This window comes from Pseudomonadota bacterium, from assembly GCA_041395565.1.
Lineage (GTDB): Bacteria > Pseudomonadota > Gammaproteobacteria > UBA9214 > UBA9214 > UBA9214.
On record JAWLAI010000013.1, the window covers coordinates 1 to 1,640 of the forward strand.

At 51.6% G+C, this 1,640-nt stretch carries 2 protein-coding genes; both read left to right on the plus strand.

Annotation, left to right across the window (positions count from 1 at the left end; all coding sequences use genetic code 11):
- The first annotated feature begins 124 nt into the window (after nucleotides 1–124).
- Nucleotides 125–757 (plus strand): very short patch repair endonuclease, encoded by a 633-nt coding sequence (locus R3F42_16315; protein MEZ5543579.1) that lies wholly within the window; start codon nucleotides 125–127, stop codon nucleotides 755–757.
- 162 nt (nucleotides 758–919) lie between these two features.
- A partial coding sequence (locus R3F42_16320; protein ID MEZ5543580.1) for a hypothetical protein occupies nucleotides 920–1,640 on the plus strand: 721 nt, incomplete at its 3' end.

Genomic DNA, 1,640 nt, shown 5'->3' on the forward strand with positions numbered 1-1,640 from the left:
GTCAAATCCTGCCGGAACAGGTCGGACTGATTCATTCCGGAGAGATTGGTTTCTGTAAATTCAGAATGTTATAAAAATATCAACAGAATCTGGAACCCAGAAATTTTTCACCAAAGCACTGAATATGAAAAAGCCGCAGAAAATGACCCGTTCCGAAAACATGTCCCGGATACGGAGCACGAACACCAAACCTGAAATCCTGGTGCGCAAGGCCCTGTGGGCCAGAGGACTGCGCTACCGTCTTTATCCGGATCTTCCGGGACGGCCTGATCTGGTATTTTACAAATCCCGTGCGGTGGTGTTTGTGGACGGGTGCTTCTGGCACGGCTGCCCCCTTCATTATTCTGCACCCAAAAACCGATGGGATTTCTGGAAGGAGAAACTGCGGCGCAATGTTCTTCGGGATATGGAAGTTGATGATCAACTGAGGGCAATGGGTTGGAAAATTCTCCGCATATGGGAACATGAACTCAGGCATCTGGATGAAGTCACAGAGAATATTTCCCGTCATGTTCACGGCAATCTGCCTTATGGGCATGAAACAGAAAATTTTTCCGCAATGACAGTCAGAGAAGCCATTTCTGTGTACGGAACATCTCCGGAGCAGCAGCGGATCTGTCCATGCGGCAGTGCGGATATCCGGGTTCTGGAAGTCAGCGGCCCGGGTTCCCTGAATGTCACTTCCAAAAACAGGCCGGACAGTGCGGAATTCCTCTGCCGGAAGTGCCGGAACCGCTTTCATCTCCGAATCTCTTAGTCGGTGAAATCACCTTGCGTACAGAGGTCATGCTGACGAAAGTCGGTATCCGGAACCCGTCCAACTTTCTGGTTTCAGGCTTTCTCCGGAATGGCGGTGGAAGCAGATACATTCCTGATTTTGGAAATAACGGATTAACATCAACTGTGAACTGAAAAAACAATGAAAAAAGAAACATGGATACAGGCCGGATGGCTCATTGACGGAAGCGGAGGCCTGATTCGGGAAGATGTTCTTCTGCATATTGCACACGGAACCATCCGGGAAATAAGAAATTTGACAGAGGCACACACAGATCAGCCGGGAATGGTGAATCTGTCAGACTGCACGCTGATGCCCGGGCTGATTGACAGTCATGTGCATCTGTTTCTGTCCGGAACCGGTGCGCCTGCCGTGCGTGAAAGGCAGTTGGATGCTGAATTTGAGGAAATAAAACCTTTCATATCCGCCCATCTGAAGCAGGCGATGGGCTGCGGCGTGCTTGCGGTGCGGGATGGAGGCGATTATGCGGGTCATGCTCTCCGATACCGGGATCTGTATGCTGAGGGAATGCCTGTCCGCATCATAGCCGCAGGCAGAGCCTGGCGCAAAGACGGGCGGTACGGAAAACTCATCGGCAGACCCCCGGGAAAAGGACGAAGTCTGGCTGAAGCCCTTGCCGCAGAATCCGGGGGGATTGATCATGTGAAAATCGTGCAGTCCGGAATCAACAGTCTCAAAGAGTTTGGCAAACAGACGCGTCCCCAGTTTGACACGGAAGAACTTTCACAGGCTGTTGCCACTGCACACAGTCTGGGGCTGAAAGTCATGGTGCATTGCAATGGATATCTGCCAGTGGCATCGGCTGTGCAGGCCGGATGCGATTCCGTGGAACACGGTTTCT